This is a genomic window from Pseudomonas protegens (genome assembly GCF_013407925.2).
Lineage (GTDB): Bacteria > Pseudomonadota > Gammaproteobacteria > Pseudomonadales > Pseudomonadaceae > Aquipseudomonas > Aquipseudomonas fluorescens_AP.
The window spans coordinates 1,097,418-1,110,799 of sequence record NZ_CP060201.1 but is presented as its reverse complement, the minus strand read 5'-3'; the positions used below and the strand labels follow the sequence as shown (position 1 = coordinate 1,110,799).

Genomic DNA, 13,382 nt, shown 5'->3' with positions numbered 1-13,382 from the left:
TCACCTCTTGCTCTTGATCGCAGTGCCAAGCACTTGCAGGTAGGACACCAGGGCGTCCATCTCGGTCTTGCCCTTGAGCGTGGCGGTAGCGCCGGCGATATCTTCGTCGGTGTACGGCACACCCAGGGTGCGCATGACCTTGAGCTTGGTTTCGGTATGGCTGCTATCCACCGGTGCGTTCACCAGCCATGGATAGGCCGGCATCTTCGACTCGGGCACGACGTTGCGCGGGTTGTACAGGTGCGCGCGGTGCCAGTCATCGGAGTAGCGGCCGCCCACCCGGGCCAGGTCCGGACCGGTACGCTTGGAGCCCCACAGGAACGGATGGTCCCAGACGCTCTCACCGGCTACCGAGTAGTGGCCATAGCGTTCGGTTTCGGCGCGGAACGGACGGATCATCTGCGAGTGGCACTGTACGCAGCCTTCGCGGATGTAGATGTCGCGGCCTTCCAGTTGCAGCGCGGTGTAGGGCTTCATGCCTTCCACCGGCTTGTTGGTGACGTCCTGGAAGAACAGCGGGACGATCTGGGTCAGACCGCCGATGCTCACCGCGAAGACCATCAGCAGCATCAGCAGGCCGACGTTTTTTTCAATCGTTTCGTGTTTCATGGCGAACTCCTCAGGCCATCTGCGCAGCGGCGTTGACTTCGGCTGGCACTGCGGCACGCACCGTGCGCCAGGTGTTGTAAGCCATCAGGAACATGCCGCTGAGGAAGATCGCACCACCGACCAGTCGCACGATGAAGCCTGGGTGGCTGGCCACCAGGGTTTCGACGAAGGAGTAGGTGAGGGTGCCGTCTTCGTTGACCGCACGCCACATCAGGCCCTGGGCGATGCCGTTGACCCACATCGAAGCGATGTAGAGCACGGTGCCGATGGTGGCGAGCCAGAAGTGGGTGTTGATCAGGCCGACGCTGTACATCTGCTCGCGACCAAAGACTTTCGGGATCAGGTGGTACAGCGCGCCGATGGAGATCATCGCCACCCAGCCCAGAGCGCCGGCGTGTACGTGGCCGATGGTCCAGTCGGTGTAGTGCGAGAGGGCGTTGACGGTCTTGATCGCCATCATCGGACCTTCGAAGGTTGACATGCCGTAGAACGCCAGGGACACCACCAAGAAGCGCAGGATCGGGTCGCTGCGCAGCTTATGCCAGGCACCCGAGAGGGTCATCATGCCGTTGATCATGCCGCCCCAGCTTGGAGCCAGCAGTACCAGGGACATCACCATGCCCAGAGACTGAGCCCAGTCCGGCAGCGCGGTGTAGTGCAGGTGGTGCGGACCGGCCCAGATGTACAGGGTGATCAATGCCCAGAAGTGCACGATGGACAAGCGGTAGGAGTACACCGGACGCTCGGCCTGCTTGGGTACGAAGTAGTACATCATCCCCAGGAAGCCCGCGGTCAGGAAGAAGCCCACGGCGTTGTGGCCGTACCACCATTGCACCATCGCATCGGTCGCACCGGCATACACCGAGTAGGACTTGGTGAAGCTCACCGGCAGCTCCAGGTTGTTGACGATGTGCAGGATGGCCACGGTGATGATGAACGCGCCGAAGAACCAGTTGCCCACATAGATGTGCTTGGTCTTGCGCTGCATCAGGGTGCCGAAGAACACGATGGCGTAGGCCACCCAGACAATGGTGATCAGGATATCGATCGGCCATTCCAGTTCGGCGTATTCCTTGGAGCTGGTGTAGCCCAATGGCAGGCTGATGGCCGCCAGGAGGATCACCAACTGCCAGCCCCAGAAGCAGAACGCGGCGATTTTCGGCGCGAACAACTGAGTCTGGCAGGTGCGTTGCACCGAGTAGAACGAGCTGGCAAACAGCGCGCAGCCGCCGAAGGCGAAGATCACGGCGTTGGTGTGCAATGGACGTAGACGGCCGAAGCTGGTCCACGGTAAGTCAAAGTTGAGTTCAGGCCAGACCAACTGGGCAGCGAGAAAAACCCCGAGCCCCATGCCGACGATGCCCCACACCACCGTCATAATGGCGAATTGGCGGACCACCTTGTAGTTGTAGGCGGTACTGATAGAAGTGTTCATGGTTCCCCATCCACGGTTCAGCTGAAGTGAAAGCGACTGCGCACGGCAAGGCGCGCTCACTTCGTCTGGAGTTATAGGCAGACTAAAAGCGAGGCAAGCATGAGCAATGAGCACAAGGCCAGTATTGACGGGGATCAATGGGCGCAGTGCGTGCAGGAACGCGGCTGGTTATGGGAGGTCGCCGCTGTTACCGACCCGTTGCAAGCACCGACGCTGATCCTGGCCCACGGTGCCGGCGCGCCGATGGACAGCGGGTTCATGAACGACATCGCTGCACGCCTTGCCAGGCATGGGGTGAACGTCTTGCGCTTCGAGTTTCCCTACATGGCCCAGCGGCGCCTGGACGGCGGCAAGCGGCCGCCCAACCCAGCGGCCAAACTCCTGCAATGCTGGCGTGAGGTGCAGGCTGCGGTGCGACCTTATGTCACTGGGGTCCTGGCGCTGGGCGGCAAGTCCATGGGCGGGCGCATGGCCAGTCTGCTGGCCGACGAACTGGCGGCCGATGCCCTGGTGTGCCTGGGTTATCCCTTCTATGCGGCCGGCAAGCCGGAGAAACCGCGGGTGGCGCATCTGGCCGAACTGGCGACGCCGAGCCTGATCGTACAGGGCGAGCGCGACGCCCTGGGCAATCGCCAGGCGGTCGAGGCCTACACCCTGGCACCCAGTATCGAGCTGTACTGGCTGACCGCCGCTGATCACGATCTCAAGCCTCTGAAGGCTTCCGGTTACACCCATGAGCAGCATCTGGAGTCAGCGGCGGCCAAGGTCGCGGCGTTCCTGCAAACACTGGCCTGATCCTGTAGGCGCGAGCTTGCTCGCGAAGCGTTCACCCGGCTTTCGAATTTGTAGCGCGGTGAAGATTTATCGCGAGCAAGCTCGCTCCTACGTTTGTTGGGCGGGTTCGCGGGCATAAAAAAACCGCAAGCCGGTGCTTGCGGTTTTTTTGTCGCCGGCCCGGGGGCTTAGCGGTTGAAACGCTCCACCAGCGAGTACTGGGTGTGGGCGGTGCGGGTCAGGGCTTCGCTGAGTTCGGCCGAGTGCTGGGCCTGCTCCGACGTCTGGTCCGCCAGTTGCGCGATGGTGCTGATGTTGCGGCTGATCTCTTCGGCCACCGAGCTTTGCTCTTCGGTGGCGGCGGCGATCTGGGTGGTCATGTCGGTGATGTTGGCCACCGCTTCGCTGATGCCCACCAGCGCCTGGTCGGCTTCCAGCACCCGCGCCACGCCTTCTTCGGCCTGGCGATGACCGGCGTCCATGGTCTGCACCGCAGTGGCGGCGGTTTGCTGCAGCTTGGCGATCAGGGTGTGGATCTGCCCGGTGGATTCGCTGGTGCGTTGCGCCAGCTGGCGCACTTCATCGGCGACCACGGCAAAGCCGCGGCCCATTTCCCCGGCGCGTGCCGCCTCGATGGCCGCGTTCAACGCCAGCAGGTTGGTCTGGTCGGCGATGCCCTTGATCACATCGACCACGCCACCGATCTCGTCGCTGTCCTTGGCCAGCTGGGTCACGGTCAGGCCGGTCTCGCCCACCACCACCGACAGGCGCTGGATGGCTTCGCGGGTTTCCCCGGCGATGTCCCGGCCGCGGCCGGTGAGGCGATTGGCTTCCTGGGTGGCGTCGGCGGTGCGTTGTACGTGGCTGGCCACTTCCTGGGTGGTGGCGGCCATCTGGTTGACCGCGGTGGCCACTTGCTCGGTCTCGACCCGCTGGCGTTCCAGGCCGCTGGAGCTGTTGTGGGCCAGGGTGTCGGACTGCCGGGCCTGCTCGTTGAGGTGCTCGGCGGTGTCCTGCAGGCGGGTCAGGCAGGTCTTCAGGCGGGCTTCCTGGCTCAGGATCGACATTTCCAGGCGCGCCTGGGCGCCGCGGCTGTCGGTGTACATCTGGGCGATCAGCGGGTCGGAGGTGGTCTGCTCGGCCAGGCGCAGCAGGCGCTTGAGGCCGCGTTGCTGCCAGCTCAGGCCCAGCAGGCCCAGGGGCACCGAGAGCGCCGCCGCCAGGGCGAAGCCCCAATGGGAGTTGAGCCAGGCGCCGATCATGAAGCTCAGTTGGCTGACCAGAATGAACGGCAGCCAGTCCTGCAGTATCGGTAGCCACTTGTCACGCTTGGGAATGGCCGACTTGCCGGAGTTGATCCGCTGGTAGAGGGCTTCGGCGCGGCGTACCTGCTCGGCGGTGGGCTTGACCCGTACCGACTCGTAGCCCACCACCTGGCTGCCTTCGAACACCGGCGTGACATAGGCGTTGACCCAGTAGTGGTCGCCGGTCTTGCAGCGGTTCTTGACGATGCCCATCCATGGCAAGCCTTGTTTCAAGGTGCCCCACATGTGCGCGAACACCGCTGCCGGTACATCGGGGTGGCGGACCAGGTTGTGCGGTGCGCGAACCAGTTCTTCACGGGAGAACCCACTGATTTCGACAAAGGCGTCGTTGCAGTAGGTGATCACGCCTTTGGCGTCGGTGGTGGAAATCAACCGTTGTTGAGCCGGGAAGGTACGTTCGCGCTGAGTGACAGGCTGGTTATTACGCATGGTTTTTCAATCCGCAAGGCTTTGATGGGTTGTCGGCCGCTTCAACCGATTATTGAAATTATTTTTCAATAATCGGCGCTGGGTCTTATTGGCAGAATGTGTCGCTTGCAAAAAACGCCTGCGGGTTTCAGCCGGCGTTGGCGAGGGGCTAATCATTGACCTTCTTCCTTGGCAGTCAATACTTCTGAAGTACTGGTTTGGCTAAATGACCGGCCGTTTATCCGGCCAGCATCGGGTAGGTGAACAAGCCGAAATGCAGCAGATTGAGGCCGAAGTGAGTGGCAATCGCCGCGCTCAGGCCGCCAAAACGATAAGCCAGACCGTAGCCGACCCCGGCGATGCCCGCCAGTAGGGTCCATTGCCACCCCGCGCCCAGATGCACCAGGCCGAACAGCAGGGCTGCGCACAGCAGCGCCAGGTTCTCGCCGTAGGGCAGCGCCTTGAAGCGTCGGCTCAGGCCACCCTGGATGTAGCCACGGAACAGCGCTTCCTCCACCAGGGTCACCAGCAGCAGGTTGTTCAGCACCCACAGCCAGGCCTGATCTGGCCATTTCGGGGCCCAGCTGATGATCCCCAGCAGCAGCGCGCCACCTAGCGCCGCCACTGCACACAGGGTCAGGGCCACGGCGCTGGCATACAGCGACAGGCGCAACGAGCGCCGGCCGACGATCCATGGACACACCAGCAGCAACCAGAAACCGATCAGCGGCTTGTCCTGGTTCAGGTACATGGAAAACGGCACGGCATCATCGGTAAAACGTTGCGGGTCGATGGCCCGGCCGTTGTAGAAGCCAGGCAACCAGTGCATGGCCAGGGCCAGGGCCAGCACCACGAACAGGCCGTGGCCCAGGTACTGGCCGACCCGACTGCGTTGCTGGCGCACGGCAAAGCCGGCACACAGCAGGAGGAGGATCGAAAGGGCGGCCAGCAGCCCCAGTTGGCCATAGCTCAGGGCCAGTGCGTAGCCAATGGAAAGGAGTGCCAGATACATCCATGGCAGAGCGGTCATGTGGAATCCTTGTTGCGAAGAATGGGTATTGCAGAGACGTGGTACAGCGCCGGATCTGTAGTCGTTTTTACGACCGATGGGTCAGTTTCGACGGGCGGCAAGTATAACCAGCTGAGTCTTGTTCGACAGCCCGACGAAAAACACCGCCCGGAGGCGGTGTCTGTTTTCGTGGCGGATCAGGATGCAATCAATTGCCGCAACACGTAGTGCAGGATCCCTCCGGACTTGAAGTACTCCACTTCATTCAAGGTGTCGATGCGGCACAGCACCTCGATCTTCTCCTGGCTGCCATCTTCGCGGGTGATGACCAGGGGCAGGTTCATCCGCGGTGTCAGTTCCACATCGCTCAGGCCGAGGATGTCCAGGGTTTCCTTGCCGGTGAGCTTGAGGCTCTTGCGGTTCTGATCGAGCTTGAACTGCAAGGGCAAGACCCCCATGCCCACCAGGTTGGAGCGGTGGATGCGCTCGAAGCTTTCGGCGATCACCGCCTTGACCCCCAGCAGGTTGGTGCCCTTGGCGGCCCAGTCGCGGCTGGAGCCGGTGCCGTATTCCTGGCCGGCGATCACCACCAGCGGCGTGCCGTCGGCCTGGTAACGCATGGCCGCGTCATAGATCGCCAGCTTCTCGCCGGTGGGGATGTACAGGGTGTTGCCGCCTTCCTCGCCGCCGAGCATTTCATTGCGAATGCGAATGTTGGCGAAGGTGCCGCGCATCATCACTTCGTGGTTGCCGCGCCGTGAGCCGTAGGAGTTGAAGTCCCGCGGTTCCACGCCCTTGTCCCGCAGGTAGCGGCCGGCCGGGCTGTCGACCTTGATGTTGCCGGCGGGGGAGATGTGGTCGGTGGTCACCGAATCCCCCAGCAGGGCCAGGACCCGGGCGCCGTTGACATCCTTGATCTGCGGCAGCGGTCCGGCGATGTCATCGAAGAAGGGCGGGTGCTGGATATAGGTGGAGTCGTCCTGCCAGACATAAGTGGCCGCTTGTGGCACTTCAATGGCTTGCCATTGGGCGTCACCGGCAAACACTTCGGCGTATTCCTTGTGGAACATCCGGGTGTTGACCTGGGCCACGGCCTCGGCGATCTCCTGGCTGCTGGGCCAGATGTCCCGCAGGTACACCGGCTGGCCGTCCTTGCCCTGGCCCAGGGGTTCGCTGCTGAGGTCGATGCGCACCGTACCGGCCAGGGCATAGGCCACCACCAGGGGCGGCGAGGCCAGCCAGTTGGTTTTCACCAGCGGGTGCACCCGGCCCTCGAAGTTGCGGTTGCCCGACAGCACCGAAGCCACGGTGAGGTCGGCCTGTTGGATGGCTTTTTCGATCGGCTCCTGCAGCGGTCCGGAGTTGCCGATGCAGGTGGTGCAGCCGTAACCCACCAGGTCGAAGCCCAACTGATCCAGGTATTGCGTCAGGCCGGCGGCCTTGTAGTAGTCGGTCACCACCTTGGAGCCAGGAGCCAGGGAGCTCTTGACCCAGGGCTTGCGCTGCAGGCCCTGTTCCACGGCTTTCTTGGCCACCAGTCCGGCGGCCATCATCACGCTGGGGTTGGAGGTGTTGGTGCAGGAGGTGATGGCGGCGATCACCACCGCGCCGTTTTTCAGGCGATAGGTCTGGCCGTCGTATTGGTAGTCGGCTTCGCCCACCAGATCGGCATTGCCGACGGCAACACCACCGCCGCCTTCGCTTTCCAGGCGGCCTTCTTCCTTGCTGGTGGGTTTGAACTGCAGGTCGAGAAAGTCAGTGAACGCTTGGGCCACGTTGGGCAGTGCAACCCGGTCCTGTGGCCGTTTGGGGCCGGCGAGACTGGCTTCGACGCTGCCCATGTCCAGTTCCAGGCTGTCGGTGAACAGCGGTTCCTTGCCGGGCAGGCGCCACAGGCCCTGGGCCTTGCTGTAGGCCTCCACCAGCTTCACCAGCTCGGCAGGGCGCCCGGACAGGCGCAGGTAATCCAGGGTGATGTCGTCCACCGGGAAGAAGCCGCAGGTGGCGCCGTATTCCGGTGCCATGTTGGCGATGGTGGCGCGGTCCGCCAGGGGCAGGTCGGCCAGGCCGTCGCCATAGAACTCGACGAACTTGCCCACTACGCCCTTCTTGCGCAGCATCTGGGTCACCGTCAGCACCAGGTCGGTGGCGGTGATGCCTTCCTTGAGCTTGCCGGTGAGCTTGAAGCCGATGACTTCCGGAATCAGCATCGACACCGGCTGGCCGAGCATGGCCGCCTCCGCCTCGATCCCGCCGACGCCCCAGCCGAGCACGCCGAGGCCGTTGATCATGGTGGTGTGGGAGTCGGTGCCCACCAGGGTGTCGGGGAAGGCGTAGGTGCGGCCATCCTCGTCCTTGGTCCAGACCGTGCGTCCCAGGTATTCCAGGTTGACCTGGTGGCAGATGCCGGTGCCCGGCGGCACCACGCTGAAGTTGTCGAAGGCGCTCTGGCCCCAGCGCAGGAAGGCGTAGCGTTCGCCGTTGCGCTGCATTTCGATGTCGACGTTCTGTTCGAAGGCGCTGCTGCTGGCGAACTTGTCCACCATCACCGAGTGGTCGATCACCAGGTCCACCGGCGACAGCGGGTTGATCCGCTGCGGATCGCCGCCGGCCTTGGCCATGGCGGCGCGCATGGCCGCCAGGTCGACCACCGCCGGCACTCCGGTGAAGTCCTGCATCAGCACCCGCGCGGGGCGGTACTGGATCTCGCGGTCGGAGCGGCGTTCCTTGAGCCAGGCCGCGAGGGCCTTGAGGTCGGCGCCGGTGACGGTCTTGTCGTCTTCCCAGCGCAGCAGGTTTTCCAGCAGGACTTTCAGCGACATCGGCAGGGCGTCGATGTCACCCAGGCTCTTGGCGGCGTCCGGCAGGCTGAAATAGTGATAGGTCTTGTCATCGACCTTCAGGGTTTTAAGGGTTTTCAGGCTATCGAGGGATGGCATTGAATGACTCCTTGTGGCCCGCACGGCTACGGACCTGTGATACGGACAGAGAGTTAACCTAGCTCTGTTTGCGGCCTATGGCTAATCACTGGACTGCTGGCGCAAGTCCAAGGTTCCGAACTCGGTTATGATGCGCCGGTTTTCGTGACAGGCTTTGCTACAGGGCAGGTTTGCGCATCGATTCGTCGCCATTTGCCCAGGAGATTCAATGTACACCCTGTTTATCCATTGCCGGCCCGGTTTCGAGGGCGAAGTCTGCTCCGAGATCGCCGATTACGCGGCCCGCTTGAATGTCGCGGGCTACGCCAAGGCCAAGCCCAGCAGCGCCTGCGCCGAGTTCATCTGCACCGAGGACGACGGCGCCCAGCGCCTGATGCTGGGCTTGCGCTTCTCGGAACTGATCTTTCCCCGGCAGTGGGCCCGTGGCGGCTTCATCGAGTTGCCGGAAATCGACCGCATCAGCGTGATCCTGGCCTACCTGGCCCACTTTCCCCAGTGCGGCAGCCTGTGGCTGGAGGTGGTGGATACCAATGACGGCAAGGAACTGTCGAACTTCTGCAAGAAGTTCGAAGGTCCGTTGCGCAAGGCCCTGAGCGCTGCCGGCAAGCTGGTGGACGACGCCACCAAGCCGCGCTTGCTGCTGACCTTCAAGAGCGGCCGTGAAGTTTTCGTCGGACTGGCGGATGCGGGCAATTCGGCCATGTGGCCCATGGGCATTCCACGGCTGAAGTTCCCCCGGGAAGCGCCGAGCCGTTCGACCCTGAAGCTGGAAGAGGCCTGGCACCACTTCATCCCCCGCGATCAATGGGACGAGCGCCTGCACAGCGACATGACCGGGGTTGACCTGGGCGCGGCGCCGGGAGGCTGGACCTGGCAACTGGTCAATCGCGGCATGCTGGTGACCGCCGTCGATAACGGCCCGATGGCCGAAAGCCTGATGGACACCGGTCTGGTGCAGCACTTGATGGCCGACGGTTTTACCTTCAAGCCACGGCAGCCGGTGGACTGGATGGTCTGCGATATCGTCGAGAAGCCGGCGCGCAACGCGGCGCTGCTGGAAACCTGGATCGGCGAGGGCCATTGCCGCGAAGCGGTGGTCAACCTGAAGCTGCCGATGAAGCAGCGTTATGCCGAAGTGAAGCGCTTGCTGGAGCGGATTGAAGACGGCTTCAAGGCCCGGGGGATTCGCGTGGCGATTGGTTGCAAGCAGCTGTATCACGACCGTGAAGAAGTGACCTGCCACCTGCGGCGCCTGGATGTGAAAAAGCCCAAATCGGCGTAGTCCCCGCAACACCACGCGCTTTCTGGTAGGAGCCGGCTTGCCGGCGAAAAAGGCCCCACACCCGTGCAAGGCGTGAGGATGCCTTCGCTGGCAAGCCAGCTCCTATGGGAGGGCGGGGGGCGTGGAACGACGGCAACAGATGACCCGATGGCGCCATTGCGTGACAATGCCCGCCTGTTTCAGGAGTGAACCATGAGTCAAATCATCGATACGCCGGTCGACGGCACCCTTGACGCCACCGGCCTCAATTGCCCCGAGCCGGTGATGATGCTGCACCAGCACATCCGCGACCTGCCGGCAGGCGGGCTGTTGAAAGTGATCGCCACCGACCCCTCCACCCGCCGCGACATTCCCAAGTTCTGTGTGTTTCTCGACCACGAACTGGTGGCGCAGCAGGAAGAGGCCGGAACCTACCTCTACTGGATTCGCAAGAAGCTCGATTAACCGGCCGAACGGCTGATGCGGATCTGCTTGCGCGCGCTGCGGGTCAAGCGGATCAGCAGCATCAGCGCGGCGCAGGTCAAGCCGGCAATCAAGCCCTCCCACAGGCCGCTCGGGCCACGCGCCGGACCGAACCAGTCGGTCAGGCCCAGGACGTAGCCGACCGGCAGGCCAATCCCCCAATAAGCGAACAGGGTCAGGATCATGGTCACCCGGGTGTCCTGATACCCCCGCAGTGCGCCGGCGGCGGTGACCTGGATGCCGTCGGAGAACTGGAACAGCGCCGAGTAGACGATGAGCATCGAAGCGACCTGGATCACCAGTGGGTCGTTGGTGTAGATCGAGGCGATGGGTTCGCGCAGCAGGAACATCAGGCTCGCCGACAGGCAGGCATAAGCCAGGGCCGCGCCCATGCCGACACCGGCGCTGAAGCGTGCGTTGCGCGGCTGCTGGCGTCCCAGGGACTGGCCGACCCGCACGGTCACGGCCATGGCCAGGGAGTAGGGGATCATGAACATCAGGGCGCTGACGTTGAGGGCGATCTGGTGTCCGGCCACCACCGTGGCTCCCAGGCTGCCGATCAACAGGGCGATCACCGCGAAGATGCTCGACTCGGCGAATACCGCGATGCCGATGGGCAGGCCGACGCTGAGCAAGCGCCCGATCACGGCCCCCTGTGGCCAGTCGAACTGGCAGAACAACTGGATCTTGCGATAGGCCGGTGCCCAGGCAATCCAGCCGGCCATGCCCAGCATCATGGCCCACATGACGATGGCGGTGGCCCAGCCACAGCCCACGCCACCCATGGCCGGCACGCCGAAGTGGCCATAGATGAAGATGTAGTTGATGGGGATGTTCAGGGCCAGACCACACAGGCCGATGACCATGCTCGGCACCGTGCGTCCCAGGCCGTCGCTCAGGCAGCGCAGCACGTAGTACAGCGCCACCGCCGGCAGTCCGCTGGCGATGCCATGCAGATAGCCCATGCAGGGCTTGATCAGTTCAGGATCGACGTTCATCAGGTGCAGGATCGGTTCGGCGCTGACCAGCATCAGTGTCGCCGAGATCCCGGCGACCAGGGCCAGCCACAGGGCCTGGCGTACCACCGGGCCGATCTCGTGCAGCTTGCCGGCGCCAAAGCGCTGGGCGACCTTGGGCGTGGTGGCCAGCAGGGTGCCGGTCATCAGCAGGAACACCGGAATCCAGATCGAGTTGCCCAGGGCCACGGCCGCCAGGTCCCGCGAGCTGACCCGGCCGGCCATCACCGCGTCGACAAAGCCCATGGCGGTGGTGGCCACCTGGGCAATCATGATGGGCAGGGCCAGTTGCAGCAGGTCCCGCAGTTCGCGGCCGACCCGGGCAGGGCGGCTGATGGCAGTGTTGGAGGGGGTGTCGGTCACGGAATTCACGGGGCGGAGCGTCCATAGGTGTGTTGCGCAGGACGCGACAGTCTACGCGTTGACATCGTGGTCAGGAAAACATCCAGTGTTGTGGATTTGTAAGGGCGCCCGCGCTGCATCTGGGCTCTGGGCTTCAAGCGGTGCTGGCTCGCCCTGGCATCTGCGCCTACACTGCGGCTCCGCACGAGGAGCCTGCCATGTTGATTGTTGCCGACGAAAATATTCCCCTGATTGAAGAGTTCTTTGCCGGTTTCGGGGAGATCCGGCGTTTCCCCGGGCGCGCCATTGATCGGGCGACTGTGGAGCAGGCGGACGTGCTGCTGGTGCGCTCGGTGACCCAGGTCGACCGCCAATTGCTCGAAGGCAGCCCCGTGCGTTTTGTCGGCACCTGCACCATCGGCACCGATCACCTGGACCTGGACTACTTTCAGCAAGCGGGGATCAGTTGGTCCAGCGCCCCGGGCTGCAATGCCCGTGGCGTGGTGGACTATGTGCTGGGCAGCCTGTTGACCCTGGCCGAGATCGAAGGGGCGGACCTGACGCAACGCTGTTACGGCGTGGTGGGGGCCGGCGAGGTCGGTGGGCGCTTGATCAAGGTCCTGCGTGGCCTGGGCTGGCAGGTACTGGTCTGCGACCCGCAACGTCAGGCGGCGGAAGGCGGCGACTACGTCAGCCTGGAGCAGTTGATCGAACGTTGCGACGTCATCAGCCTGCACACCCCACTGACCCGGCACGGCGAGCATGCCACCTGGCACCTGCTGGATCGGCAGCGCCTGAACCGGCTCAAGCAGGGCACCTGGTTGATCAACGCGGCCCGTGGCCCGGTGGTGGATAACCAGGCGCTGCGTGAAGTGCTGCTGCAGCGTGAGGATTTGCAGGCGGTGCTGGATGTCTGGGAAGAGGAGCCGACCGTGGACCGCGAACTGGCGGACCTGTGCGTGCTGGCCACGCCGCATATCGCCGGTTACAGCCTGGACGGCAAGCAGCGTGGCACGGCACAGATCTACCAGGCCTATTGCCGTTTTCTCGGGCAGGCCGAACAGGTCAGTCTGGCCAGCTTGCTGCCGGCGCCCTGGGTGCCGCAAGTGAGCGTCAATGCCAATGCCGACCCGGCCTGGGCCCTGGCGATGATCTGCCGGGCGGTGTACGACCCGCGCCGTGATGATGCGGATTTTCGCCGCAGTCTGGTGGACGATGTCGCCCAGCAGCGCGCCGCCTTCGATGGCCTGCGCAAGCATTACCCGGAGCGCCGCGAAGTGGATGGCCTGCAAGTGCGGATTCAAGGCGAGTCGCCGGTCTTGAGCCGGATCGTCCGGGCTCTGGGGGCCAGCCAAGTCTGAGCCCGTTCAACCTATAGGGCGCGGGCATAAAAAACCCGGCCGCAAGGCCGGGTCAAGAGGACGTGAGGCTGTGTGTCAATCTTGCCGAGCAGGCTTGACCAGTCGCTTTTCCAGTTCGCGGCAGGCGTTCTGGATCATGTCTTCAGTAATAGGTACTTCGCGACCCTGAGCGTCGATGATGGCACACCCTAGAGACTGGTTCGGCTGGGTACGGATCACTTGAATCTTGTCATTGCTGCTGTGTTGCAAGGACATGGCCTGTCTCCTCATCAGGTTGTGTGCTTACTTTAGAATGGCCGGGTGACCAAGCTGTTACAGACCGCCGCAGGGACTGGCCCGGCCACTTCACTCCACCAGAAATGTCCAGGGAGTGCCAGCCACAGATTAGACCGATAATCTCTAGGCTCTAGTGTCAGCGGT

Annotated in this window: 11 protein-coding genes; 4 read left to right on the top strand and 7 right to left on the bottom strand. The window is 63.4% G+C overall.

Annotated elements, in window-relative coordinates; genetic code table 11:
- On the bottom strand, nucleotides 1–609 hold the full coding sequence (ccoO, locus tag GGI48_RS05160) for a cytochrome-c oxidase, cbb3-type subunit II (RefSeq protein WP_016967270.1): 609 nt from the start codon (nucleotides 607–609) through the stop codon (nucleotides 1–3).
- A 10-nt stretch (nucleotides 610–619) separates the two neighbouring features.
- A complete protein-coding gene (gene ccoN, locus GGI48_RS05155) occupies nucleotides 620–2,044 on the bottom strand; it encodes a cytochrome-c oxidase, cbb3-type subunit I (protein WP_047302957.1) in 1,425 nt (474 codons plus the stop codon).
- Between the two features lie 99 nt (nucleotides 2,045–2,143).
- Between ccoN and GGI48_RS05150 the strand changes: the two genes are divergently transcribed.
- Entirely contained in the window at nucleotides 2,144–2,839 is a 696-nt protein-coding gene (locus GGI48_RS05150; RefSeq protein WP_260620625.1) for an alpha/beta family hydrolase, read from the top strand.
- Between the two features lie 167 nt (nucleotides 2,840–3,006).
- On the opposite strand, the gene GGI48_RS05145 is transcribed toward GGI48_RS05150, so the two are convergent.
- From GGI48_RS05145 to acnA, 3 genes are all read right to left on the bottom strand, one after another.
- Nucleotides 3,007–4,572, bottom strand: coding sequence for a methyl-accepting chemotaxis protein (locus GGI48_RS05145; protein WP_016962821.1), 1,566 nt, complete (start codon nucleotides 4,570–4,572; stop codon nucleotides 3,007–3,009).
- 217 nt (nucleotides 4,573–4,789) lie between these two features.
- Entirely contained in the window at nucleotides 4,790–5,581 is a 792-nt protein-coding gene (locus GGI48_RS05140; protein ID WP_047302961.1) for a CPBP family intramembrane glutamic endopeptidase, read from the bottom strand.
- A gap of 176 nt (nucleotides 5,582–5,757) precedes the next feature.
- Entirely contained in the window at nucleotides 5,758–8,499 is a 2,742-nt protein-coding gene (acnA, locus tag GGI48_RS05135) for an aconitate hydratase AcnA (protein ID WP_179597326.1), read from the bottom strand.
- Between the two features lie 208 nt (nucleotides 8,500–8,707).
- Here acnA and rlmM point away from each other — a divergent pair, with 208 nt between their 5' ends.
- Complete coding sequence (gene rlmM / locus GGI48_RS05130) at nucleotides 8,708–9,781, top strand: 23S rRNA (cytidine(2498)-2'-O)-methyltransferase RlmM (RefSeq protein ID WP_179597324.1); 1,074 nt, start codon at nucleotides 8,708–8,710, stop codon at nucleotides 9,779–9,781.
- Nucleotides 9,782–9,973: 192 nt separating this feature from the next.
- The gene (gene tusA, locus GGI48_RS05125) at nucleotides 9,974–10,225 is read left to right on the top strand and encodes a sulfurtransferase TusA (protein WP_047302965.1); all 252 of its coding nucleotides are present in this window, start codon (nucleotides 9,974–9,976) and stop codon (nucleotides 10,223–10,225) included.
- Here tusA and GGI48_RS05120 read toward each other — a convergent pair.
- Entirely contained in the window at nucleotides 10,222–11,631 is a 1,410-nt protein-coding gene (locus tag GGI48_RS05120) for an MATE family efflux transporter (protein WP_047302967.1), read from the bottom strand. The genes tusA and GGI48_RS05120 overlap by 4 nt on opposite strands.
- A gap of 188 nt (nucleotides 11,632–11,819) precedes the next feature.
- On the opposite strand from GGI48_RS05120, the gene pdxB reads away from it, so the two are divergent.
- Nucleotides 11,820–12,962, top strand: coding sequence for a 4-phosphoerythronate dehydrogenase PdxB (gene pdxB, locus GGI48_RS05115; protein WP_179597323.1), 1,143 nt, complete (start codon nucleotides 11,820–11,822; stop codon nucleotides 12,960–12,962).
- A gap of 75 nt (nucleotides 12,963–13,037) precedes the next feature.
- Here pdxB and GGI48_RS05110 read toward each other — a convergent pair whose 3' ends face one another.
- A complete protein-coding gene (locus GGI48_RS05110; protein WP_011060254.1) occupies nucleotides 13,038–13,217 on the bottom strand; it encodes a PA1571 family protein in 180 nt (59 codons plus the stop codon).
- Between the last annotated feature and the right edge of the window lie 165 nt (nucleotides 13,218–13,382).

Excerpts from the sequence above, each read along its gene's own strand:
- ccoO (WP_016967270.1), bottom strand. The coding sequence starts at position 609 with ATGAAACACGAAACGATTGAAAAAAACGTCGGCCTGCTGATGCTGCTG.
- ccoN (WP_047302957.1), bottom strand. The coding sequence starts at position 2,044 with ATGAACACTTCTATCAGTACCGCCTACAACTACAAGGTGGTCCGCCAA.
- GGI48_RS05150 (WP_260620625.1), top strand. The coding sequence starts at position 2,144 with ATGAGCAATGAGCACAAGGCCAGTATTGACGGGGATCAATGGGCGCAG.
- GGI48_RS05145 (WP_016962821.1), bottom strand. The coding sequence starts at position 4,572 with ATGCGTAATAACCAGCCTGTCACTCAGCGCGAACGTACCTTCCCGGCT.
- GGI48_RS05140 (WP_047302961.1), bottom strand. The coding sequence starts at position 5,581 with ATGACCGCTCTGCCATGGATGTATCTGGCACTCCTTTCCATTGGCTAC.
- acnA (WP_179597326.1), bottom strand. The coding sequence starts at position 8,499 with ATGCCATCCCTCGATAGCCTGAAAACCCTTAAAACCCTGAAGGTCGAT.
- rlmM (WP_179597324.1), top strand. The coding sequence starts at position 8,708 with ATGTACACCCTGTTTATCCATTGCCGGCCCGGTTTCGAGGGCGAAGTC.
- tusA (WP_047302965.1), top strand. The coding sequence starts at position 9,974 with ATGAGTCAAATCATCGATACGCCGGTCGACGGCACCCTTGACGCCACC.
- pdxB (WP_179597323.1), top strand. The coding sequence starts at position 11,820 with ATGTTGATTGTTGCCGACGAAAATATTCCCCTGATTGAAGAGTTCTTT.
- GGI48_RS05110 (WP_011060254.1), bottom strand. The coding sequence starts at position 13,217 with ATGTCCTTGCAACACAGCAGCAATGACAAGATTCAAGTGATCCGTACC.